Annotated in this window: 32 protein-coding genes, 2 pseudogenes and 1 other annotated feature; of the genes and pseudogenes, 4 read left to right on the top strand and 30 right to left on the bottom strand. The window is 40.4% G+C overall.

Going from position 1 to position 22,112, the window contains the following annotated elements:
* Positions 1-116: a sequence feature (AL1L pseudoknot), on the bottom strand. This feature is flagged as partial in the annotation.
* A pseudogene (locus tag FTV38_RS01500) lies at positions 1-391 on the bottom strand (transposase); the annotation flags it as partial. (Overlaps the previous feature by 116 nt.)
* A gap of 212 nt (positions 392-603) precedes the next feature.
* On the opposite strand from FTV38_RS01500, the gene FTV38_RS01495 reads away from it, so the two are divergent.
* Positions 604-885 (top strand): hypothetical protein, encoded by a 282-nt coding sequence (locus FTV38_RS01495; protein ID WP_180020923.1) that lies wholly within the window; start codon positions 604-606, stop codon positions 883-885.
* 200 nt (positions 886-1,085) lie between these two features.
* Here the strand turns inward: FTV38_RS01495 and FTV38_RS01490 are convergent, their stop codons facing one another.
* The 27 genes and pseudogenes from FTV38_RS01490 to FTV38_RS01360 all read right to left on the bottom strand — a co-directional run bounded on the left by FTV38_RS01490 (position 1,086) and on the right by FTV38_RS01360 (position 18,051).
* Entirely contained in the window at positions 1,086-1,538 is a 453-nt protein-coding gene (locus FTV38_RS01490) for a PIN domain-containing protein (protein ID WP_180020921.1), read from the bottom strand.
* The gene (locus FTV38_RS01485) at positions 1,535-2,251 is read right to left on the bottom strand and encodes a hypothetical protein (protein ID WP_180020919.1); all 717 of its coding nucleotides are present in this window, start codon (positions 2,249-2,251) and stop codon (positions 1,535-1,537) included. Before FTV38_RS01485 ends, FTV38_RS01490 begins: the two co-directional genes overlap by 4 nt.
* Positions 2,252-2,660: 409 nt before the next feature.
* Entirely contained in the window at positions 2,661-3,131 is a 471-nt protein-coding gene (locus FTV38_RS01480; RefSeq protein ID WP_180020917.1) for a hypothetical protein, read from the bottom strand.
* 39 nt (positions 3,132-3,170) lie between these two features.
* The gene (locus FTV38_RS01475) at positions 3,171-4,106 is read right to left on the bottom strand and encodes a phage tail tube protein (RefSeq protein WP_180020915.1); all 936 of its coding nucleotides are present in this window, start codon (positions 4,104-4,106) and stop codon (positions 3,171-3,173) included.
* 65 nt (positions 4,107-4,171) lie between these two features.
* Positions 4,172-4,585 carry a phage tail terminator-like protein gene (locus FTV38_RS01470; RefSeq protein WP_180020913.1) on the bottom strand — a complete coding sequence of 138 codons (414 nt, stop codon included), beginning with the start codon at positions 4,583-4,585 and terminating at the stop codon, positions 4,172-4,174.
* Entirely contained in the window at positions 4,582-4,956 is a 375-nt protein-coding gene (locus FTV38_RS01465) for a hypothetical protein (RefSeq protein ID WP_180020911.1), read from the bottom strand. The genes FTV38_RS01470 and FTV38_RS01465 overlap by 4 nt, the downstream gene beginning before the upstream one ends.
* A 52-nt stretch (positions 4,957-5,008) precedes the next feature.
* On the bottom strand, positions 5,009-5,350 hold the full coding sequence (locus FTV38_RS01460) for a hypothetical protein (RefSeq protein WP_180020909.1): 342 nt from the start codon (positions 5,348-5,350) through the stop codon (positions 5,009-5,011).
* A gap of 71 nt (positions 5,351-5,421) precedes the next feature.
* Positions 5,422-5,799 (bottom strand): glutamate 5-kinase, encoded by a 378-nt coding sequence (locus tag FTV38_RS01455; RefSeq protein WP_218950225.1) that lies wholly within the window; start codon positions 5,797-5,799, stop codon positions 5,422-5,424.
* On the bottom strand, positions 5,756-6,172 hold the full coding sequence (locus FTV38_RS01450) for a hypothetical protein (RefSeq protein WP_180020908.1): 417 nt from the start codon (positions 6,170-6,172) through the stop codon (positions 5,756-5,758). The genes FTV38_RS01455 and FTV38_RS01450 overlap by 44 nt, the downstream gene beginning before the upstream one ends.
* Complete coding sequence (locus FTV38_RS01445) at positions 6,169-6,543, bottom strand: hypothetical protein (protein ID WP_180020906.1); 375 nt, start codon at positions 6,541-6,543, stop codon at positions 6,169-6,171. Before FTV38_RS01445 ends, FTV38_RS01450 begins: the two co-directional genes overlap by 4 nt.
* Before the next feature lie 3 nt (positions 6,544-6,546).
* The gene (locus FTV38_RS01440) at positions 6,547-7,023 is read right to left on the bottom strand and encodes a hypothetical protein (protein ID WP_180020904.1); all 477 of its coding nucleotides are present in this window, start codon (positions 7,021-7,023) and stop codon (positions 6,547-6,549) included.
* A gap of 50 nt (positions 7,024-7,073) precedes the next feature.
* Positions 7,074-8,030, bottom strand: coding sequence for a major capsid protein (locus FTV38_RS01435; RefSeq protein ID WP_180020902.1), 957 nt, complete (start codon positions 8,028-8,030; stop codon positions 7,074-7,076).
* A 20-nt stretch (positions 8,031-8,050) separates the two neighbouring features.
* Positions 8,051-8,803, bottom strand: coding sequence for a DUF6651 domain-containing protein (locus FTV38_RS01430; protein ID WP_180020900.1), 753 nt, complete (start codon positions 8,801-8,803; stop codon positions 8,051-8,053).
* A 234-nt stretch (positions 8,804-9,037) separates the two neighbouring features.
* The gene (locus FTV38_RS01425) at positions 9,038-9,412 is read right to left on the bottom strand and encodes a hypothetical protein (RefSeq protein WP_078191933.1); all 375 of its coding nucleotides are present in this window, start codon (positions 9,410-9,412) and stop codon (positions 9,038-9,040) included.
* A gap of 41 nt (positions 9,413-9,453) precedes the next feature.
* Positions 9,454-10,577 (bottom strand): annotated as a pseudogene (locus FTV38_RS01420) (minor capsid protein).
* 2 nt (positions 10,578-10,579) lie between these two features.
* Positions 10,580-12,013: a DUF4055 domain-containing protein gene (locus tag FTV38_RS01415; RefSeq protein WP_180020898.1), complete on the bottom strand. Its 1,434-nt coding sequence runs from the start codon at positions 12,011-12,013 to the stop codon at positions 10,580-10,582.
* Position 12,014: 1 nt separating this feature from the next.
* Positions 12,015-13,331 carry a terminase gene (locus FTV38_RS01410; RefSeq protein ID WP_180020896.1) on the bottom strand — a complete coding sequence of 439 codons (1,317 nt, stop codon included), beginning with the start codon at positions 13,329-13,331 and terminating at the stop codon, positions 12,015-12,017.
* Positions 13,315-13,905: an HGGxSTG domain-containing protein gene (locus FTV38_RS01405; RefSeq protein ID WP_180020894.1), complete on the bottom strand. Its 591-nt coding sequence runs from the start codon at positions 13,903-13,905 to the stop codon at positions 13,315-13,317. The genes FTV38_RS01410 and FTV38_RS01405 overlap by 17 nt, the downstream gene beginning before the upstream one ends.
* Before the next feature lie 47 nt (positions 13,906-13,952).
* Complete coding sequence (locus FTV38_RS01400; RefSeq protein ID WP_180020892.1) at positions 13,953-14,444, bottom strand: recombination protein NinB; 492 nt, start codon at positions 14,442-14,444, stop codon at positions 13,953-13,955.
* Positions 14,445-14,538: 94 nt separating this feature from the next.
* Complete coding sequence (locus FTV38_RS01395; protein ID WP_180020890.1) at positions 14,539-14,814, bottom strand: DUF968 domain-containing protein; 276 nt, start codon at positions 14,812-14,814, stop codon at positions 14,539-14,541.
* A complete protein-coding gene (locus tag FTV38_RS01390) occupies positions 14,756-14,980 on the bottom strand; it encodes a hypothetical protein (protein WP_180020888.1) in 225 nt (74 codons plus the stop codon). Before FTV38_RS01390 ends, FTV38_RS01395 begins: the two co-directional genes overlap by 59 nt.
* A gap of 731 nt (positions 14,981-15,711) precedes the next feature.
* On the bottom strand, positions 15,712-16,137 hold the full coding sequence (locus FTV38_RS01385) for an antiterminator Q family protein (RefSeq protein WP_180004859.1): 426 nt from the start codon (positions 16,135-16,137) through the stop codon (positions 15,712-15,714).
* A 9-nt stretch (positions 16,138-16,146) separates the two neighbouring features.
* Complete coding sequence (locus FTV38_RS01380; RefSeq protein ID WP_180020886.1) at positions 16,147-16,659, bottom strand: RusA family crossover junction endodeoxyribonuclease; 513 nt, start codon at positions 16,657-16,659, stop codon at positions 16,147-16,149.
* Positions 16,652-17,038, bottom strand: a complete 387-nt coding sequence (locus FTV38_RS01375; RefSeq protein ID WP_180020616.1) for a hypothetical protein — start codon at positions 17,036-17,038, stop codon at positions 16,652-16,654. The genes FTV38_RS01380 and FTV38_RS01375 overlap by 8 nt, the downstream gene beginning before the upstream one ends.
* Positions 17,035-17,271, bottom strand: coding sequence for a hypothetical protein (locus tag FTV38_RS01370; RefSeq protein ID WP_180020883.1), 237 nt, complete (start codon positions 17,269-17,271; stop codon positions 17,035-17,037). The genes FTV38_RS01375 and FTV38_RS01370 overlap by 4 nt, the downstream gene beginning before the upstream one ends.
* Positions 17,268-17,525, bottom strand: coding sequence for a hypothetical protein (locus tag FTV38_RS01365; protein ID WP_180020882.1), 258 nt, complete (start codon positions 17,523-17,525; stop codon positions 17,268-17,270). The genes FTV38_RS01370 and FTV38_RS01365 overlap by 4 nt, the downstream gene beginning before the upstream one ends.
* A 151-nt stretch (positions 17,526-17,676) precedes the next feature.
* Entirely contained in the window at positions 17,677-18,051 is a 375-nt protein-coding gene (locus tag FTV38_RS01360) for a hypothetical protein (protein ID WP_257224880.1), read from the bottom strand.
* A gap of 47 nt (positions 18,052-18,098) precedes the next feature.
* On the opposite strand from FTV38_RS01360, the gene FTV38_RS01355 reads away from it, so the two are divergent.
* The 3 genes from FTV38_RS01355 to FTV38_RS01345 all read left to right on the top strand — a co-directional run bounded on the left by FTV38_RS01355 (position 18,099) and on the right by FTV38_RS01345 (position 19,468).
* Entirely contained in the window at positions 18,099-18,380 is a 282-nt protein-coding gene (locus tag FTV38_RS01355) for a hypothetical protein (protein ID WP_180020880.1), read from the top strand.
* Positions 18,370-18,555: an AlpA family transcriptional regulator gene (locus FTV38_RS01350; RefSeq protein WP_180004001.1), complete on the top strand. Its 186-nt coding sequence runs from the start codon at positions 18,370-18,372 to the stop codon at positions 18,553-18,555. Before FTV38_RS01355 ends, FTV38_RS01350 begins: the two co-directional genes overlap by 11 nt.
* 124 nt (positions 18,556-18,679) lie before the next feature.
* Positions 18,680-19,468 (top strand): rRNA large subunit pseudouridine synthase E, encoded by a 789-nt coding sequence (locus FTV38_RS01345; protein ID WP_180020878.1) that lies wholly within the window; start codon positions 18,680-18,682, stop codon positions 19,466-19,468.
* Between the two features lie 83 nt (positions 19,469-19,551).
* Here the strand turns inward: FTV38_RS01345 and FTV38_RS18020 are convergent, their stop codons facing one another.
* On the bottom strand, positions 19,552-20,307 hold the full coding sequence (locus FTV38_RS18020) for a hypothetical protein (RefSeq protein WP_257228620.1): 756 nt from the start codon (positions 20,305-20,307) through the stop codon (positions 19,552-19,554).
* Positions 20,308-20,371: 64 nt separating this feature from the next.
* A complete protein-coding gene (locus FTV38_RS01335; RefSeq protein ID WP_180020876.1) occupies positions 20,372-22,075 on the bottom strand; it encodes a M61 family metallopeptidase in 1,704 nt (567 codons plus the stop codon).
* Between the last annotated feature and the right edge of the window lie 37 nt (positions 22,076-22,112).

Here is a 22,112-nt window from a genome sequence, read left to right as displayed (position 1 = left end):
GCTGAGATCGGTAAAATCCTACAAATCGCCTCAACACCATATAACGCCTTATTGTTATGGATGAAATCCACCATTATTTGTGTGGGCGGTCGAGCTCCGCCTGGGCGAAAAAAGCGGCTGCTTTACGCAGAATTTCATTGGCACGCTTTAATTCTTTGATTTCACGTTCCATTTGCTTCATTTTTTCTTGATCAGAGATCTGTTGTACTTTGATAGGATTTTGCTCATCTAAATGCTTTTGATGCCAAGCACGAAGTGTTTCAGGAGTACAACCAATCTTAGGCGCAATAGCTGTGATCGCAGCCTAATTAGATGGATAGTCTTTTTCAGATTCAATCAATAATTGAACCGCTCTTTCTCTGATTTCAGGGGTATATTTTAATTTGGTCATCGGAACATTCTCTCAGAATACTGAGTCTCCGACAAACCCGGTACGGTTCAGTCTTTCTATTTGCCAATGGTAATGCCTATATCGGGGGATACCTTGGTGCATTCAATGTAGATCCGATAATTCTCAATTATTCAGTTCAAGATAAAATTTATATTGGTTATTTAAAAGGATTTAACTACTTAATTTATGCATTATTAGTTCTTTTTATAAGTATGGCTGCCTGGCAGATTTGGCTTTCCTTTGATGGCTCTAGATATTTTAATAATTATTTGGATAAAAAACTTAACACTGCCCCTAGAAAACATTCTCCAATTATTCATAACTCAAAATTTCATGAAGAATTACAAAGCTCATATTCTAAAAACTCTACCTTAGGTGTTGTAGTATTTATTACTTTAGTTGGAACACTTTTCTTGCTCTCACATACAGAAAAGACAGCTCAAGCAAATGCTTTTAATTACATGGAAAAAAATCATTTGATATGGTTTCGATAAAATCAGCTGAAAAAAAGAATACCTACTATGAAATTCTTTGCGGATCAGCTCTCTGTGCGGTTATGGATATAGAGAATAAAAAGGTAACATTTGAGGAGGTTAAAAACCTTGAGTTTACCCCTAAAGAGCCATTAAAGAATTAAGCATAAAAAAGCACCCTAGGGTGCTTTTCTTTTGGCATAAAAACCGGCCAAGGCTGGTTAGCTTTCACCAAACAAATCATCTTTGATATATAGGTCTGCAACTGTCTTAATCCCTATTTTTAACTTTAATCTTTCAATATATTTATTAAAGTCACCATCTTTAGTCAAAATAAATAAAGAGTGATTGGCCAAGGCTATACCCAATATCTGCAAATCAACCTTTACCTTTTGCTTACCTATATCTAATTTATTTTTATTATAGCGCTCACCTAGTTGAGCTGTTAAATATGCGGCCTTCTCGTCAAAGCTAATTACTCTAGCCTGCCTTTTAAACTTCTGGAAAAAAGAAAAGCGTTCTGCATAATCATGAGCCAAAAATTCACACATAGCTGGTGCAGGAATAAGAGTTTCCTCAACCTTATTTAAGTGACAGAACTGCTTAAAACCATAAGCAAAAGCCTTATCATTTAAAAGAGCTACAAGTATATTGGCATCAATCGTTATTATCATGACAAGCGTTCATCTTCCAAAACTTTATATGGGTCATCCAAGTCTTGCCACCCACTTCTTCCATAACCAACAAAATCATCTACCCAACTATCTACAGTATCATTTTCTAATATTTCAAAGCTCTCAACTTTAAAATCTTCTAGATATAGCTGGAAATCCCCAGAATCAGAGTATGTGGCAACTCCGTTAAATTCAATTATTCTCTCCGAGGCAAGATAGTTTCTTAAAACCTCAACCATGTTTTGCGTAACCTTGGTATTAACCTTAAATCCATTAAGAAAATTAATCCCAAGATAATAAGAATCCTTACCAGAAGAAATCTTATAAATCCTGCCTCTTAAGCTTTCATTTTGCTTAAACTTGTTTGGGGTGATAACCGTTTCGATACTTCTTAAAATTTTCATCTGCTTCGGGCTCTCACCCTCACGATGTACCCCGATTTGAGCATTACCCCAATCCAGATGCTTACTCAAATATTGATCTAAATCACCACCATCTGATTGCAAAACTTGATCTATAGCGACTTTATATTCTTCAGCATCTAGTGGTGGACTACCAACATAAATAGATCCTTCCTGTAGATAACCGAAATTATCCTTAGATCCTTTTAGCAAATTAGCGAACTGCTTAAATAGCTCAGCCATTTCGCCAAACTTTAAATCGGTCGGTTTTTTATCCGGCAAGCGGAGTGCGATGACAAGCTTATCTGACATAACCACCTCCCTTTTAAGTTGCCTATAAAAATTATCACTAATGCTATATTAGCATTCGCTGTAATTTAACATCTTTGCATTTTTGTTCAATGGCTTAAAAAAAATAAACGTCATAAAATGTCGTAGAACAAGAAACCAACTCACGCTGATTTCCCCCTCACTTCATCTAAAAACAAATTATCCAAAGCAAAGACACACTCAACAAAGATATGCAGCTCACAAGGTGCTTCATACAACTCAAGATACGCATTGATATGGCTACCATCTAGCGGCATAGTCACAGGATGATATGAACGCCCTCGTGCAATCACATTGAATGCACTCAAAATAGCGTGGGCTGTATAACTAAACTCAGGCGCATCATCTAGCTTGCGCCCTTGCTTTTCACGGATCTTCTTTTGAAACTCCGTTAGTCCACCGTCTCCTGCATGCCATTCGTAGAGCTTTGTGACTTTCCCAAAGTATCAGCTTTAACCGCATCCGCTTCCAATTGGATCTTTTCAGCATGCGCTTTTACAAAGACCCAAATTGCCACACCTATATCACCCATGTTTAATAATTTAGTGGCATTTTCAGGTGTATAAGGCTGTTCAGTTTCTTTGCCATTTTCACGGAAAGATACACCATCCCAGTCTTCAATAAGGTGGCAGGCAGCAGCTTCAAGTAATAATTCATGATAAAGCTTATCTTCACCACTGGCTGTTGATACGACGTAGCCTTTTGATGCAACTTGATTTTGTGCACGCTCTAATGCAACACGATATGGTTTATATGCCTCACCACGAATCTTGAAGCGAGCCAATACGTTACCTTCAGCATCTTTGTATTCTTTCCAAAGAGATGTTTCTTTGCTTTTTTCAATTTCTACAACTAAGGTCATTTTCTTTTTCGAAAAATATAGCCCCTTTCGGGGCCTTAATTATGCTGTTGTGCGTGTAATTGTTGGTGCTTCTTTCACATGGCGGAATTCCATCGCCATAGTGTGATCATCATTTTTATTGGTATCTGAAAGCCCTTCGTTATCAAGCTCCAGCTTCGTAAAATTGAACCCGTAAGCATTACCTTTTGAATCTTCCATGCCAATTTCAGCTGTCATAGTTTCACGAGATTCAACAAATGGAATCCATTCTTTTGATGTTGTTGTAAGAGCTAATGTCACATTCAAAGTAATAGTGACATTGCCTTCTGTGTAACGGTTTGGAATCAAACTACCGTTACCCAAACATGGCTTAGCAGTCAGATTGTTATTGATAGTAATTGTGAAGGACTCGGCACATGCTGTTCCCACAGTAGACACACCACTAATTTTAAACTCATTCACGTTGATTGATGACATGAATGGAGTATCTGTAGCTGCAACAGGATTTACTACTGGTGTTGCAGTTGGATTGCTATAGCCGGTTGCGCTAATTGAAGCTGTGCCTGTGATTTTCCCTTCTGTGTCGCCTTGAATGGTCAGCTCACCAATTCGACAACCCGTGAAAACTTGAATAAACCCGACTTTTTTGTCGTGCTTAACAATTGTGTATGTTGGTAGTGTGTCACCACCAATCTCCAAAGTAAAAACACTCGGTGTGCCTGAATCAACAAATAAATTACCAGCAACACCTTCAAAAAACATATCTTGGCTTAAAGCGGATAATTCAAATTCAATGCTACCAGTTGCTTCAGCTGAACTTGCCACAGAACCTTGCTCAAAACGTGAATCAACAATCTCATCCGATTGTGTCATCGATACCGTTTTTTTCAGTGAGTCTGAGTTTCGACGCAACGTATGCCACACTGGCACCGCAGGCAAAGTATTAGGTGTTTCTTCTTTCGCAATGTGGATTACCACATCAGTGCCCTTTGACATAGTTGTCTCCTGAATATAGGCATAAAAAAACCGCCCTAAAAGGACGGCTAAATAAGAATTTGGGTTTAGTTCACTACGTATGAAATATTCACGTTGTATTGGTAATAGAGTTCACCATGGGTACTTACATCAATAATAGAAGCCTCACGCAATTCCAAATCATCTTTTTTATGGAACTGCATATGCTCAGCCCACTTATCGGCCATCTGTGATATTGAATCTGTGCCAGTATTTAAAGGTGCAAACAATTGGATATAAACAATACCAGTAATGCGTGTACTTGGTTTAGATCCGATCTCTGCAATATAACTGCCCGCATTTTTAACTGTAACTTTGGCCCATATCTCATTTGCTGGCGGCTCAAAAGGTTTACCATCAACAAGCGGATTATTTGCTAATTGGATGTTTGGTTTAGGCATTCCAGTGAATGTACCCACACGTGCCAAAATAGCCCGCAAGGCTTGAGTATTTGTCATCATTTATATTTCTCACAAACATACTGAAATGAAAGTGCATAAACACCATTTGGCGCTTGTTGAGAGTGACCATTTTCTAAACGAATGCCATACGGACTATTACTTTGGATATAGACCAGGCCGCCAAACTTAGCTGAAGCTGCTACTTTAAGACCATGATTTAATGTTTCTGAGCCTGATTCGTCATAATTTTTTTGGTATGCATTATCTGGTGAATCAAGCGTAACCTTGTGTGATGCTCTAAATTCGCCATCCATTACAGGGGAACGCACAATGACTTGCTGAAGTGTTTCACCCACGATATTTTTTACATGTTGGTCAGCATCCTTGAGCATGTGTGCAGCAAAATCACTTGGTTTGTTTTTCCATGCCATATTTCACCCATTAAAAAACCCACCGAGGTGGGTCCTTATCGCGTTTTTAAAATTACTTGGCTTTAGGTTCTTTTTTAAACTTTACCGTAATTTTATTCTTAACCAAATTTTTTCCAATTTCATAATCAGGGTTGTACGTCGCTAAATTATGAGCTGCTATTCCCGCAGCAGTTACCACTCCCAACCCAACAACAAGTAGTCCTGAGGCAATTCCAGCAGAACGACCCTCAGTATAAATTCGACAAGTCAATCCATTACTCTCAATGGTTTTTTCAAGCAAGGAAACACATTCCTTAATATTTCCACCAACACCTAAAACCTCAAAAGACTTTTTGTTAGTAATCATTGAGTCAAGATAGGTGCTATTTAGAGAATCATATTTAACTGTATGCATTTTTGATGAACTTATTTTGAAGTGATCAGAGAATTACTACATTAAAACAGAATTAATATACTAATCAATAGCTAAGAACCAACTTTCCGCAACTGGCAAACCCAAATAGACCCTGTCGGATCTGCACCAATATTCACAATCTTGAACCGACCCTTTGATGTAGCCCAGACATCACCAATCTGAGGCACCTGAGTCACTTCATTTTGCAGCACAGTTGCCTTACAGTCTGTCACCTGATAATCAATAGGCTTGACCATATCTTTCAAATAAGAACCAAACAGCACGCCACGACCAAAATAAGATTCGTCACCAATGACTGGGTAAGTCTGCGTCTCGAAATCCATTTCACCAGAGTAAATTATCTTTTCACACGTGAATGAATCCACAGCATCCGCCAGCTTTTTATTAAATGCCGCAGCAACCTTTGATTGAATTTTGTTCTTGATCATGACTTTCGCTCTCTTCATACATAGCAAACAAGTCTTGAGCTATTCGCTGGATTGAATATGCTTCAAATTCAATGCTTGGCTCTTTTTCACCCATTAGGTGTTTTGTACGCTGCCAAATATGCACAGCTTCATGCAACAGTAAACCATGAACAATAATCAGTGATTTATCTTGCGTTTCCCCGAGCTGAACAATGCAGTGCCTGCCGCCATCGTAATAATCGACTTGCGCAGGACAGCCAAGAGATAGAAATTCATCCGAATCATTCATGTCATCAAACAGAAGATCCATATGCATCTGATTACGAGCAAGCGTGTACTTCGAATGCTCAAAAGGCGTGATATACCATTCAGGCACATAGTCGGTGTTAATCATGCTCGAAACACCTCAAACCCGAAGCCTTTAGGCTTTAAATCCAATGACGCAATGTAAGCCCGTGCAATTTGCTCGAACTCAGATACCTCAACACTACCTTCAGCAAAACTTTCAGTGACCTGCACCGTGTCTGCTTTTACGCTTTCACTGGTAGTTTGGCGAGCAATGCCCGCGTAAATCACACCAGCTTGAATGCCTTTAATAATTTCACATGCGGCATCAATCAGGATTGGATCAATTGGATCAGGAATAGATCCGACTTCGTTTCGCATCCATGTATTGGCTAATTTAATGAGGCGAGCTTTATCACCAGCTGGTGCAAAGTCTGCCCCCATAATTTGCTCAGCCTGTTCTTGGGTAATAAAGCTCATGGGTTATTCCTTAGATTGTTCTACTTTTGAGGCTTCTTCTGCGGCTTTAGCTGCTTTCAATTCCGCAGCAGTTGGCTTTTTGGTGGGTGGCTGCAATTCATCAATACGCGCCTGCATAGCAGCAACATCATTTTTGAATGCAATGAATTCACCTTGGGCTGTGGCTAGTTGTTCTTTCAACTCCACATTTTCAGCAATAACTTTTGCACATTCGGCTTTTGCATCATCAATCGCGGCTTGAAGTTCTGGTGTGATGCCAACTTTTGCTTCAATGGTGACAATATTGGAATTATTGCGCTTAATCAGATCTAGATAAGCCTTAGGAACATCACCAGCCACTTCTGAGCATGGTTCCAAAGTGTCAGCTTCGTGATAAGCACTAGCTTTGCGGAGGATATAACCTTCACCTTGAAGTTTTGCCACATTTTCGGGAGAGAAGTCATCCGTGAAATATAGGCGTTTATTAGATTCTTTTTTCATGTTTTCTATTTCCAATCAGGCAAAGAAAAGCCCCTTTCGGGGCACTTCATTTAAGCAGACTTAATTAGGACGCCAGCTGTATCTTTCACGCTTGATGCGATCAGATCCCAGTTAGTTGGAGTGCCAATTGCTGCATCAGTTGGAGATTTGCCACCAGTAGCGGTATCCCATGCGTAACCTTTCACACCTGCACCGAATGTCCACTCAGCTTGGTAGGTGTACTTGATATTCTCACCACCGGTGCCCGGCACCAATTCAGCATTGAAGTCATTGTTATCATTCACGACAACAGCACCTTCTACGAGGCCTAGCGAGTTGTAGAATGCAGTGCCAGCATTATCACCTACCAAGGCAGGCGCATCGGTCACCACAAACACACGACCAAACGGATCACGAACCACATTCACACCATCATAACGGAACAGGTTTTCTGAGTTGGCCAGAGCATTGTCAAACAGGTTGTGCATTGTTGTAGAGTGAACAATCCAAGCACGAATTGCGCTTGAACGATCACCAAGTTTCGCAGCACCTTTGTTAAGCAAGCGGAATGATGCAGCATCAGTACCGTCACCATGCACGGCATTGGTATTTCCTGAAATTGCTGTAGATGCACCCAAAATTCCCGCATTCAGCATGTCAGCTAAACGCGCTTTGGCCAACTGCTCACCAATTGTTAAGGCAGCAAGTTCAGGGTTTTGAAGAATCCAAGAATACTGCTGTTTTTCATACTCAATCGGCGGAGTGCCTGCAGCAACCTTTACAGCCACATCAAGTAATTGTTCTAAACGTTTTGCGGTAACTGTACCTGTACCATATGCATTACGACGACGCACAATTCCAGCAATTGCCTTGAACGATGCTTCAATGTTGAAATCACCACCGAAAGGCTCATTGATCAATTGGATTGCGCCCTGTGATGCTTCGTTGAATTTATCAATGTCCTGTGCCACTGTTTCTGTCATTGCGGCATAGGTTTGCTTGTTAAATACCTGTAAATCAAAAGGCATATGCCTCTCCTTAAATTAATTTATGCTTTTTCGCCCACTTGCTTCATGTAAGCAATCTTTTCTTCTTTGGTTTTGCATTCAGCCAAAGATTTAGGGCCCGATTTGTTTCCATCACCACCCTGAAAACCCGCACCACCAGCTTGAGAACCTTTTAAAATTGAATCCTTATGTTGGTATCCGCCAACCAAAGTTTCTAAAGCTTCGTCAAAGTCTGCGATTTCACCCGGGCGAGTGCGTGAATAGATTTTTTGACCGTCTGTACCCACTGCTACAACCTTGCCATTTTCGATCTGGAAGTTTTTACCAAACGTGGCTTGAATCATGTCTACCGGTACAGCGATGTTGTCTTGAATGAACTTAGAACGAGCAAAACCGCCACCAATAAGTTCGTTATGCAGTTGGGTTTGGAAGGCATCACGCTCTTGAACAATTGGTGCATATTTGTCTTCAACGGCTTTAATTGCTTCGAGTTTGATTTTTTCGACTTCGCCAGCATCCACCAGTTTTTTATCGTCGAAGTTTTTCAAGGTTTCTAAAGCTTTTTTGGCTGCCACTGGATCTTCAATGCCTTCAAATGCTTTTAGTGTGGACTCGGCTTTTTCTTTTGCTTCACGATGGGTTTTTGCTTCCGCATTTAGAGTGCTGATCTTTTGCATTGCTGAACCAGCATCAAAGCCAACCTCTTTCCCATCATCATGCACATAGACTGGAAGCCCTTGAGTGTCTACTTCTGCATATGTTTTATTGTCAATGACTTGTGTTTTAAGTTTCATAGGTTTCCACCATGTTGAATGAGCATCCGCTCGTTACGCTGTCCGCATCCGCTTTCAGCAGGCAATAAAAAAGCACCTCGGGAGGTGCTCTATTTGAATTTAGTTTTTGGGGTAATTGCAAAAAAGCAATAACCTTCGAATTTCTAAAGTTTGTTTTCTGCAAGTTAAACTTCTGTTACTGCTTTTGAGATATCCTTATGACCTAAAGAAAGCCCTTTCGGGTCATGATTTGGATTATTTGCATTTGTTCTCTGGTTGGTTTAATTGCTCACGCAACCATTCAGACTCATCTTGCAGGCTTTCTTTGGTGTATCCCATTGCTCGGACACCTTCTGAAGCTCCCTCATACTCCTTAAATCTACTTAAGACAAAATCATAAAGTTCAATATTCTCTTTCCAACCTTTGCAATCTAGAGCTTTAAGTTTATTGGACCTAGCTAGATCCTCTTGCTCATTCTTTGCCTCCGTAGAAATCACTTGATTTCTGTCCGATTGTGTTTGAACGTATCGCTCCATTAACTTGTAATATTTAAGTTCAAAGTCTTTTTGAGTTGAAGCAAAAGAGGTGCTTGATACAATTACACAAAATAGAAATGCGAAAAGCTTCATTGTTGTTATCTGCCTAGTTAAAATAGTGATGACTATTATATTTAAACACCTAACAATTCAAAGGTTTTTTTATCTAAAACCTTCAACTCATCCAACGTATAACCACGCTTATTCAGCGGATCAGCAAACTTATCAATGCTGTACTCACCTTTTTTATAAAGCTCATACTTAGATTTACCCAGCCAAGTGCGCTGAAAGAACTCATCCGACTGCTCGAAAAACTCTTTAAATGATGTATTGGCATCAAGCTGACCAATAAGATGTTTACGCTCATCCTTAGGAATATCTTTGACTTTACGCTCGTCCATAACGAAAGGCCGTAATCCACCAATCTCACCATCCTTATTGCAAGGCACATATGTTGTGCGGTTATTTGGATGCACTGGAAATCTTGGCCGCAATGGATCATCGATAGAAAATACGTCACCGTCGATTGATGCGCAGTACTTACAAGTGCGCCCATCCAATGTGGCTACAACTTTTACATACTCATACCCAAGCGCCTTGTACGTATCGATATAAGTTGCAGTACTAATGTGACTGCGGGCTGTTCTTACTTGACGTTCAATTGATTCACGTGACGACTTAAGTAAGCCATCTTTATAATCTAAAGCCTTTCGCCCCTTGATTCGTTGCACAATCTGCTGATTGGTCTGCCCTTGTGAAATACCATCACGAATTGCACTTTCAACTTTCTTTCGTAGTGTTGCTGCAATATCTGCAAATAGATAATCAACCAAAGCACCACCTGAAAAGGTGCTTTCTTAATGGTTTTATAAATCTTTTCAGCATTAACAACTGCAGCAGTACCAGCAACTAACTTCGCAGAATATGAAGCCTCATAAACCGCCAACTGTAATGCTGATTTATCGAACTGCTCAAACAAGTCCACATCAATTGATTTGAACCACTCATTCAGAATGGTCTTAATCTCTTCAATGTTTTTACTTGATTTAGCCTTACTCGAAAAGTTTAGGCTTTTAAGTGCATTTCGCTCTGAGTCTGACAGCTCGTTTAAGATATCTACTAAGCGGTTTAACTGGCTATTGGAAAGATTATTAAACTGAGCTGTAAGTTCATTTACTGCTTGAGATGATGCGCGGTAGAGATAAGCTGAATGTTGGCTCAGCGCATCAACCAAGGCTTTCTGCGCTGAAATATTCATGTTTAATCCTTATCATCTAGTGAATCGATTCCACCATCTTCACGCTTTTCAATTTTCTTAACGATGTCTTCCCATTTATCTTCCGGGAAAGTACCGGTCTGCTCGTAGTGGTACCAAACATACATCGGCAATTCACCTGCAAGACAAGCTTCGTAAATCAATTTAGAGCGAGTCGCATCATATTTAGGTTTATTAAAGTCTTGGGCAATCATGAAACTAAGCTCATCCACCCTTAAATCATGTTCAGGCATCACAAACTTGGCACACCAGCGCAGCGCATTGGTAAATGCTTCAGATACATTGGCCACAACGAGTGACAAAACTGAATGCTGGACTGAGCTGTCATTGTCTGCCTGAGTGGCTGTCTTATTGGCTGAACCGACTTCAATGAGTCGAGCGCCAAGCTCTTTCATTTGGTTCCACTTATCGTTCATACGCTCATAAGCCAGTCCATTTTTTTCAGCTTGGACCATCTTCGCATCTGTTGGGATTCCTGAGCGACTGCCGACAGAGGCACCTGACTCTTTCACCATGGCATACTGCTCTGGTGTGATGCTTGGGAAACACAACGTAGGCTGACCAACAATAAATGCCGATTCTTCTACATCAGCAGTACTGGTGTAATAAGACAGCTCCATAGTTGCCAACTCATACAGTGGTGCTGTACCAATTTCATCTGAGTTATCTACCGCGCCACAGAAAGTGAAAGGAATATAATCCCAAGGCTGACCATGGTAATCAGTTGGAATGTACTTCTCTCCTTCTACCCATTCGCCTTTATCGTTCTTCGTATAAATTTGAACTGTGTAAACAAAGCCGCTACCACCTTCTTCAAGCGCCAAAATTCGATACTGATCTTTAGTTTCAACCTTAAATCCATTGCGGGTTTTTACCGTCTCAAGCAGCTTCACAAAACTTAGCTTTTTCTGGTTACCAACAATGATGTAATCCCAATCAATAATTGAACTAGCCTGAAGAATATGGATCATCGGAAAAGCACCTTTAGACTTTTCCTCTGCCTTACTGCGACTTGGCGCAACATTTGGAAAATCAACATAAACACCACAGCGGTAGTTTCGGTTAATTAAACGTGTTGCACGTTGGGCACTCTGATAAATAGATCGACCCGCACCATCAGCATTGCGCTCTAAATATTCCAATTCATCTGGTTTATTGAATATTGGTGATTTGCCATAAGCCAAGCCAATATGACTCGCCAAAGTACGGCTTGTCACACCGGGGAAAATTGCACGCATCAAATATTCGTTATAGCGATTTGAGCCATCTGGATCATTCTTTGAATTAAACAGAGAGGGCTTAGGCAGGTACTTCTCTTTTGCTGCCTTAATAACTTCCTGACCACCACAAACATCATCCAACTTATTCCAAGTCGCAATGTGCTTATCATAGTCGGCATGTGTTGCTGTAATACTCATATTAGAATCCAAACATTGGTATATCGATGCTCTTCACTTGCTCATTGATTGGGAACAAGTATGCAATCGGGTATGTTCCTGCATCGTTCATATGGTCAAAGCCTGATTTTTTATCCGGCTGTCCATTTTCATCATAGATTTGACGCTCTTGGCATTTAGCAAAGTGTGGACACTTAGAAGCATTCACAAATAACCGGCGCTCACTGAACGTATTGCAAAGCATTCCATTCATAGAGTTAATGCGATCTTTTACAGCCGGGTTTCTTGAATTAACAAATACTTTAAACCCTGCTTTTCGCAGTAGTGCTAAATCTGTTTCACTTGCATTATTTGATTTGCGATTTTCCCCAGAAGCATCAGGATAAATCCCGATTTCATGTTTTGGGTACCGCTCCTTAATCGCTTCAATCATTGCAGGCGTATCAAATAGATTCACAAGCTCATCTACTGCATGCATGGTGTCACCACGACGCACATAAACCACAGCGGCCATTTTGGTAACGTTAAAGTCCATGCCGATGTGAAGCGTGTCGCCATCTTGAACTGTTTCATTTGAGCTATTGAGTACCCGGTTAAAGCAGTAATAAATAACGCCCTGATAACTTTCAAAACTAGCTTCATATTCCTGACTGAATGTTTTCGGGTCCATCTTGCGCTTGGCAACAATGATTTCCGATTCAGGAATATTTCCGCCTTGTAGCGATGTATATGAGAAGCTGCGGCAATCCGGTTCATGTCCAGGCTGGCCATCCATGAAAGTGTCATAGCAATGGTTAAAGCCTTTCGGTGTACCAATCCTTAAAACATGACCACCAACACGCTGTTCGCCACTCACGATGTATTTGCATGTTGACAGCATTGGGCGTAGGACTTCTTCCCATGCGGCCCACTTACAGTCCGCCCATTCATCAATGATCAGGAAAAATAAGCCGGATCCACGAAGGTCATCATAGTTATCCAGACCAACCACACGCATGACATGACCACTTTTTAAAGTGATCGTGCATTCAGTTTCGTTTGGTTTTCCTGCACGCCATGAAGGCGGAATCGCTTGTTTTAATCGCTTCCAGAAGACACGCTTGGCCTGTTTGAAGGTAGGCGCTGCATACCAGATTTCATCTTCAACCGACACATTCCATTTAGCTGCCAGTCTTGCAGCTCGACGCATTTCAGCTTTAGCTAAGAATGTCTTGCCAAAGCGTCGACCACATACAGCATCACGAAAACGCGCTTCTTTCTGCCAGCCCCATAAGTAGATATTGGCTTGCTTTGGTGTAAGAATGACTGCACCTTCTGGTGGCTCAAAGAATTGGCTCATTTGGAATTTCCTCATCAGGCCGCAGCTCAACCTTGTAGTCTTCTCCCGGGCCGTGTTCTTGAGGTGGCTTAACTTCTCGTCTCAATTTCTCTACTTCAAGCTCTAATTTTTGATTATTCAAAACCTGATACTCAAGCTCATTTCTTTGCTTGGTCAACATAGAGATACGACCAATCAAGCGGTCAATTAAAGTGTCATAATCTTTGCGCTTATATACAATCCTGTCGCCACCACTCTGATCTTGAGGGTTTGCATCCCCAAGCGTCATCGAGTCAATAGCAACCTTGTCTTGGTCTTTAATTGCGTCATCTTGTGCTTGCTTGGCTTTTAATGCTCTAGTCAATTGCACTTTGCAAAGCTTCAACTCTGAATCAATAGAGTGCAATTCAGATTGCTGGCTAAACTCTATTTCATCTTCAGTCATAAACTGAGAGTAGATATTGTGCTTTGCGCTGTTTTTATTACCTGTTGGCGCTCCCGCATTCCCACCATGCAGGCGACACCGTTTTTTACCTTTGATTGGCGGTTTTTGACACGCTTCGCCATTGCGTTTCTTTGCTCCGCAAATAGCCATAAACGCCTCATAAACTTTCTTTCATAGGATTGTTTCGCAAAACAGGTTTATTGGTCCTGATAACACCACTTCAAATCATCCGGCACAGTCAAATACACATGCAACTGAGTCACAGCAAAGTCATGCACATAATTCAAATACTCAGTCATCTGTTTCACTGTCGCCTTGGTTGTACTGCAAAGCCTGATGACCTGTTCACCGATAGCCTTATACTCATCTGGTTCAGACTGCTTTACTTTGGCAATGGCATGACACATTTCAGCAAACTGCTGGTCATCTCGACGATAGATATAAATCAGAAACTTCTTCTTGAACTCAAAATGTAATTGGTCTTTATGGGTGCCGTTCTTCTTTTCGATTTCACCCAGCCATTTCCAATACAATCTATTTTGAGCTGCCGACCGGTCATTCTGCTTTTGATCTATCGCCACCCTTAACGGCTTGCCCTCATTAATCGCCTGAGTGTAATTGGTATGCATGTAGTTAATGGCTTTGGTGATGTCGGCATGACTCTGGATAGGAAACACAGCTTTTTGCATTTCCTGCTCCTAATGCTATTTAGATACAATCCACCCAGTAAATATACCAAGAAGAAAGATTATCAATGACATAACACCTTGCTCTAAAGTCATCTCAAAACACCTCTCTATCTTCCATCACCAACATCCGATTCACTCTCACCAACCACTTTTCAAACATGGCTTCACTTTGTTCTCGGTTGCCCAACTTGTATTGATCAAAATCAGAATGGCACACATGACACAAAGGAACTGTAAACGAATCATCTGCTTTTATCCCTCTACCCTTACCATGCTTCGCGCTATTTGAATGAGCCGCTTGTGAGTCTGGATTACCGCATCGAATGCATGGCAGCCTTCTGATTGCTGCGAGTCGTTTTGGGTTTCTCATGGAGTAATTCTTCTATGCTTGCGATCTGCTTACCAATCTTTCTCAACTCAGCACCGCAAGACTCTTTAAATGCATAGCTTGAATACAAATGGTTATAGTTCATCAAGCGAGCTTGGTTTGCTTTAAGCAGCTCTAGATTTTTGAATGCCTCTACTCGATCAACCATGACCAACCTCAATAGAAAAGAAAAACCCCACTCAAATCTCCAGAATTGAGCAGGGCCTTATGTGCCGTAATACGTTCGGCTATTTAAGGTTTCGATTAAAGTGTATTGTTTGTGTATAATTTACGTTAATAACAACTTAAATTTTATGTTAATTTGATCACGCTTTATTTTTTGAATATATATCTCATCATGAAAATATCTTTTCTTTATTCCGTATTAGGCATTTTTATTTGTGTATCTGTGACTTGTTTGGTATTAGCAACAATTTCACATGACATATTCTTTTTAGAAATTTCAGGGCTTCTCGCCTTGTCAGCAGTTTTAGTGGGTTTAGAAATCAAGGACACGAAATATGATCCTTTTAATCTGTAATAAAGCACAGGTGATATATTCTTATTCAGGCCCCATTTTTTAATGGGGTTTTTGCTATTCAACTTCTTTCAAACAACTTCGACAAACCTTTATCTCATCACCATCAATCGTGTGGTCAATCTCCGTCACACCATGGAAGCCGAATAAGCATTTTAAAAGTTGGAGCATGTGGATCTCCTGAATTAGGTGGCGGTAATCAATTTAAAAACCACTAGAAATTAATAGGAACCGCCATAGGTGCCCTGATATTGCTTACACAAAAACATTTCTCAGGGCATTAAAAAAGCCCACCGTTTGGTGAGCTTCTTTCAGATCAAGTGCTTAACTAACACTTCGACCACTTATAACACAAATTTAAACTAAGTGTGCTGCACTGTCAAGTCTGCCAATGCTTCTATTTTTCCATCCAAATAAGCAAGGCCTTTATCTATTGTTGATCTGACTGTTGCTTTGCTGCAACTATGTGCCCCTGCAATACTTCCGTATGACCAATCCATTTCGTAATTTAATATTAAAAACCAAGCTCTTTCAGCTAAATACTCACGACTATCTTGATGCATCGCCGCTAGTAATTTACTTACCTCTACCGCTTCAAAATCTGAAATTTCACACGTTACAGATACCTTACTTGACCGTGTTTTAGATTTGTCATTTTTGTCAATTAGCACCGCCAATGGAGTGCTTATGTGATTTGGCTTTACTGAGCGTACCCACAATCCATACTGCTCAAGCCACTGGTGAGCTGAGCGTTTCGACCAATCCATTAAATTCACCATTGCATTCATCCCAATCCCTCAAACCCTTAACTTTTCAACTTGAATAATCAGCTTCCCGCCTTTTTCTGATGGCAACCGCTTCACGAGCAATTCATCCACCTGAGAGTCATCCAAAATCAACCCACCTTTCGACAAAGCGTCAAAGCATGGTTTTACGATGTTATCGATGTCACGTATTTTCGCATCAGGTGGCGCGTATTCGATCTTTACTCGAACTCTGCCCTGATACCCTGCTGGCTCAATAAAACGCTTCATAACGTCAATAAAGTGGATTGCACGCTTACTTAATCGATTGGTCTTGTTCGCTCCACGAATCCAATAGTGATTCACCGAAGGAGGTGTGATTAAAACTTCACACCAGAGCAGTTCATCATTCATCACACCAAACCCTTTCCCTTCGACCAGATGAGCCGAAACCTTTGGCATTGGATCTGGATTGGATTTCTTTTTGCCCGACTTGGCTGCTACACCAAATCGAGGGCCAATACCGGCTTTTCGTGCCTGTGCTGCGGTGATACGGAGATTAGTCATTAGCACCTCGCAGGGCTTTAAGTGCATCACCCAAGCAACGAATCATTGCCATTTGAAGAAAATCAAAATTTCCTCGCCTGTCTTGCTCCACATATTTCAAATCTCCTTCAAGCATATACCCAACAGTCTCAACCTGTTTTTTCTTCTCGATATAACAAGCCTCCATGTTGTTGAGCTGGGCTTTCAGGTTGTCAACCTTGGCCACTTCCATATCAATAACATTGCCGAGAACCTGTTTTGTGGTGCTTAATTCATTTTCTAGTTTCTCAATCTTGGCTTGTTGGTGCTGAAATACAGCTAAAGCTGGGTCTTGCACCATCTTCAAATCAGCACACTGGTAGTCCTTAATAATTCCCCAAACCTGCTTAATCTCACTCATCCCTCAATCACCCTCGTCGTCGGCGCAATATGATTGCGAATGTCTGATACATGGTCCGTGCGGTCGTGGTCTGCGATGGCGGTGCGAAGATCAGAAATTAAGTAACTTTGCTGTCCTGTCATATTCGGAAAGCTCAATATTGAAATGTGGTATTCATTTCGTGTAATCCAAAACATAGCCCACTCAGGCGCACCCGCCACAATTTCCCGCATTTGTTCGATTGTTAGATTCATGACTTCACCCCAAATAGTTGTTTTGCTTTATCCGTTGGCAAGAAGCCTTGAGGGGAGTTTCTTTTCCCATCTCCGAGCACATAACCGAGTTTTTCTAAAGAATTTACGTATCGCTGCACAGTTCGATAACTCGTATTGGTCACAACGTTATCAAGCACATCTTGCACATAAGTCGCCTTACCTCTGAATGTGATAAACAGCAGAATATCCATCGTTGTTTCAAACATGTATCCGTGTGATTGGCTTATGCTCATGCTGCCACCTGCTTTGCTTTCTTTTTTCTACGCTCGCTCATGTAAATTCGACATGCTTCACGAGTCTCTGGTGTTCTGATTCCATGACGATAGGCTGAACGCAGAGCCATGACTTCCACCCAATCCACGGTCTTATTATCATGCTGATCCTTCACACCCCACCTCCTACTTGCTTATCCATAAAACGCACCGCATTCGGCAATTGCTTTTGCTCAGCCTGCAAAGTCGCCTTGTATTTTTCAAAATCATCAAAAGGGTCGATATGTGGCATCTCAAAAGACTCCCAAGGCTGAGGCTCTTTCACTTCCTCTGTCATCTTGTTTACATTTGGCTTAATCAAATCTTTGATTTTTTCCAGCGCTTCTTGAGCTATCGTTTTATATCGCTCAGATTCGCTCAGTTGCTCCAATTTGGTCTGTTTATGCTCTAGCAGTGCAGTTGCATCAGGTGCAGTTAAAAATCCATCAACCTCTGCTTGTTTGATTGCAGCAACCGCTTGATCTTTATCCGTACCCAGCGAAGTCATATAAATCGGCTTCAACCCTTAAAGAATTTGAAAAACTTAAAGAAAAAGTGGCTATAAGTAGTGCAAGAGCTAGTGAGTTTCATACTCTTAAGGTTGAAATAAACGACCTGAAGCAAAAGCTCGCCAGTAGCGAAAAGAAGAGCACAATCAATCCAAACCATAACGGTGAGTGGAAAGAAAAAGAATTACAGGTGTATACCAAGTTTAAGCGACTTGTAAAAGATCGGCTTGGTGATAGCGAATACATCCCTATGATTGAGAAAGCTGATGAAATGGCGAAAGCTGAAATTGAAGCGAGCAAAAGATTGGAGGTGAATGATGGAAATTGATCGTCGAGTCAGAGCAAAGGAATTTATGGACCTTATGTCGATTGGTCGAGAAAAGTTTTACTCGCTTATAAATTCAGGAGACATTCAACAACCGATCCGAGTTACTGATAGAGATGTTTTTTGGTATGCATCATATGTAAAAAATAAGGTCGAAGAATATAAGTCGCAAACCTGATACAATAGCCCACATATTCGTGGGCTTTGTTTTTATTATTGGGCCTAACTCTCTTAAAACGGGTAATTAAACGGGTAATATTAACAACCTATTTTATTTACTCTTTATATTTTAGATATTTAGTATGAAAATTGTCATCTTAAACAAGCCATATGACGTGCTCTCCCAATTCCGTAAAGACGAAGCGCATATGACCATATCTGACTTCGTGGACGATCCTAGTCTACGTATTGCAGGTCGTTTAGATATGGACTCCGAAGGTTTGGTATTTTTAACCGATCATGGTGGTTTAAATCAGTACATCACCAATCCTGAAAATAAAAAGTTCAAAACCTACTTAGTGCAAGTCGATGGCGACATCACAGAAGAAGCGCTTGAACAATTACGTAAAGGCGTTGAGCTAAAAGATGGTATGACTTTGCCAGCCAAAGCCATTAAAGTGCAACAGCCAGAATGGTTATGGGATCGTGATCCTCCTGTACGTTTCCGTGCAAACATTCCAACCTCTTGGGTTGAAATCCAAATTTGCGAAGGCCGTAACCGTCAAGTTCGTCGTATGACTTCAGCAGTGGGTTTCCCAACTTTACGTTTAATTCGTACACGTATTGGTGCAATTGATTTAGTTCAATTGGCTTTAGAGCCAGGTGAAACCAAAGAAATTGAACCTTTACTTTACCCTGACTTTCAAAATGTACCTGCAGAAGAACCTTACCGTTCACGCTCTTATGTGAAAAAACCAGGCGGTACAGGTGGTAAGCCAATGGTTCGTAAGAATAAAGATGGCTCAGTGAAAAAGTCTGGTACAAAACGTATCTGGCAAATGGATGAGAGCGAAAAACCTAAACGCCGTACCAATGGTACAACTCGTCCGAATACCAAAGCTCCACGTGGCCGCGGTCGTAATGGGCGTTGATATTATTTCTTAAAAATCAGTTTGAAAAAAAGCTTACGCCAGTGAGCTTTTTTTTCAATAAATATGTATCTTTGAAGCATAATTTATACAACTTTACTTGCTACTAACGAATCTCTCAGTGATGGCTTTAATACTTGAACCTCACCTGTTTCATGTCTTAATATTCTATATGAATAAATATTTTCAGTTTCTAATCCGTAAATATTCTGAAATCTCATCTTAAATTTAAAATCCAAATCATTGATTTTTGCTGATAAAAAATCATTAGTATAAGTGTCATTCAAACAATCTAGCCTTAATTTAAATTCAATAGACTCATCAACTAATATTTTCATTTCACGCTGATAAATTGTGTCATCCAAAGTCATTAATAAAACAATTCTTGATTCATTAATTCTCGAATAAACACTAAAAATTAATGAGCATAACTTTTCAGGCTTATTAGTTAATAGATCTCTAATATCAACAATTTCTAATTTTGGAGTGCATAATTCTAAGTAAGGTTGGCATGAATTATGATTCATTCTCAATTGTTCTGACTGTAGCTGAGCAAGATACCCTTGCTGTTTAACGCTCTCCTTCATCTCATCAATTTGCAATTGAAGCGCTCTTTCTTGCTGTTCCAAAGCTTTGGTATTTTGATCCAACTGTTTACCTTGTTGTATATACCCCATAATCAGCCAAAAGAATGCAATTGGCGCAAAAATGCCTGCAAGAGCATCTCCTAATTCATTTAAAGATGATGGAGATTCTAAACCTCCAAAAAACCAAACAATAATAATTACAGTCAACCAAATGCCTGTAATAGCAATACCCCAATTTAAACTTTTTTGATTCATCTTTTACTAATAAAAAACCCATACCTAAGTATGGGTTTTACATGAAAATTAAATACTTATCAAATTAAGCTTTTAACCACTTCTCAGCTTTAGCCTGATCTTCAACTTTAAGTTCAACTTCCGTCAATTCTGAACCTGCCGCTTCTACTTCAAAGCTCATCAACTCATCACGGCGGAATGCCAGTACGGTATAAGTACCGTCTTGCTTGGCATATTTTTCTGCCAATTTAACCGTCGCTTTTAAACCATCAATTGCAATAATCACATCATTTGCAGACAAGCCAGCTTTTGCCGCTGCACCATCACGACGAGCAGACTGAACCAACACACCTTCAGGCTTATCGACCAGCTTTAAACCAAATGGCAATGATTTGTCATTTTTAAGCGTGTAGCTTAGGCCAAACTCAGGGAATAATTGGTCTAACGGCAATTCATCCGTAGTATTAATCAAATGATTGATTTGTTCTAACCAATCATCACCCGTCAATTCATTGCATAAATTGAAAATAGTCCGTTCATTCACTTGAATGCCGTTTTGTGCGTTTTCATATAGCTTACGCATTAAGGCATCAAGACTTGAACCACGTAGGCGTAAGCCAAGGTCTAAACACAGCGCCACGAGGCAGCCTTTGTTGTAATAACTTGTACCTGCGTTATTTGAGTTTTCATCCTGACGGTAGAATTTCACCCATGCATCAAAGCTTGATTCAGCAACGGTTTGAATCTCACGACCCGGATTTTGCAAATAGCGATCAATTTGTGCTTTTAAAAGCTTGATATAAGAATCCTGATTAATCACACCACTACGCAGCAAAATCAAATCATCATAATACGATGTGAAACCTTCAAAAACCCAAAGCAAAGAGGTATAGCCTTCTTTGTTGAGGTCATAATTCACAAAGTTTTCTGGACGGATAAATTTTACCAACCATGAGTGGAAATATTCATGGCTGCATAACCCTAAGAAACGTTGATAATCTGCCGATGGCTCTACAGGTTCATTGGCTTTTGGTAAATCATCACGTGGGCTAATTAAACTCGTACTGTTTGGATGCTCTAAACCACCATAGCTATTGGCCGTTGCCATGGTCATAAAGGTATAGTCTTTAAAAGGTGCCGAACCAAACATTGAAATTTCAGTCGAACAAATTTTTTCGATGTCTTGCTGCATACGCTGCGCGTTCATGGCATGTTTGCCCGACACCACAAACTCGTGTGGAATGCCGTTGGCTTCAAAACTAAAATGGGTTTGTTCCGCCAGTTCAAACGGTGCATCAATTAACTGGGCATAGTTATCTGCATATAAGGTATAACGACCTTTCACTAAACTTTTTGACTTCAATCCAGTCGCAAGTTGGAAATGCTTTAACTCGGGTGGCAAGAAAACTTCAACCTCAATGGCTGTATCTTCTTGGTCAACTAAACCTAAACATGCGCAAGCTGGATTGACATATAAACGGCTTTGATCGACATAAGCCCCACGGACCGATAAATCGAAGGCATATACATCATATTCAACCGTGATCAACTCATGATCTGTATTGAATAAGCGCCATTTATTTTTTTCAAATTTCTCAATTTGTAACAAACGCCCATCTTCATCATATGCTCGAACGGCTTCGATATGCTTCGAAAATTCACGGATTAAGTAACTTCCGGGAATCCAAGTAGGCAACGAAAGCACCTGTGTAGGATTTGCCAAGAAACGTGCAGTGACATGGACTAGATGCTGACGATAATCGTCAAATTCGATTTGATAATGCAACATAATGGGCGATATAAAATAAATAAAAGATAACTTATCA

The organism is Acinetobacter sp. YH16044, assembly GCF_013417145.1.
Classification (GTDB): Bacteria; Pseudomonadota; Gammaproteobacteria; order Pseudomonadales; family Moraxellaceae; genus Acinetobacter; species Acinetobacter amyesii.
This window is presented reverse-complemented; position numbering and strand designations above follow the sequence as displayed.